Here is a 671-nt window from a genome sequence, read left to right as displayed (position 1 = left end):
TTGATGACATGATCAAACGGGCGGGCTGTTCTGCATCAGCCTTTTTCAGGGAGCTGATTTTAAATAAAGCTCCTGTGTTTAGAGAGTTTACCGGGTTTAGGAAACGAATTGTATTTATCGTCAATAAAGCCGGTAACAACATTTCTCAGTTGGCTTACATTGCAAAAGCGGCGAGTGACAGGGGCATTATCACCGACAGTGTGAGAGACAAGTGGTATGAAACGCTGATGGTCATCGAGACGATTTTATTAGCAGGTATAGAATATGCTGATTAGAGTCAGTGGCTATAACACCGGAGCGCAGGAGTATTTAGAACAAGGCAATAAATCAGGTCGAGAGTTTACTCGTGATGAATTGGACCATCGGTTGATCATTGAGGGGCAGCTCAGCGTGACCAGGGCCATCTATGAAAGTATCCCGGATCATGGGCAAGATCGTTACCTCACGTTCACGCTAAGCTTTAAAGAGGACACGGTGTCACCTGAAGTGCTCAAGGCAGTGACGACCGACTTCAAGAACTTCTTTATGCATGCGTACAAGCCTGAAGAATTTAATCTGTATGCCGAAGCGCACTTGCCAAAAAAGAAGACGGTCACTGATAGGAAAACCGGCGAGGTGATTGACCGCAAGCCTCACATTCATATCATCATTCCGCGTATCAACTTGCTCAG

At 45.8% G+C, this 671-nt stretch carries 2 pseudogenes (1 of these 2 running past the window's edge); both read left to right on the top strand.

Annotation, left to right across the window (positions count from 1 at the left end):
- Positions 1–275, top strand: a pseudogene (locus tag ALO64_RS26610) (plasmid mobilization protein); it begins 444 nt to the left of the window's first position.
- Positions 265–671: pseudogene (locus tag ALO64_RS24990) on the top strand (LPD7 domain-containing protein); the annotation flags it as partial. The pseudogenes ALO64_RS26610 and ALO64_RS24990, both read left to right, overlap by 11 nt.

The organism is Pseudomonas meliae, assembly GCF_001400515.1.
Taxonomy (GTDB): Bacteria; Pseudomonadota; Gammaproteobacteria; order Pseudomonadales; family Pseudomonadaceae; genus Aquipseudomonas; species Aquipseudomonas amygdali.
This window is presented reverse-complemented; position numbering and strand designations above follow the sequence as displayed.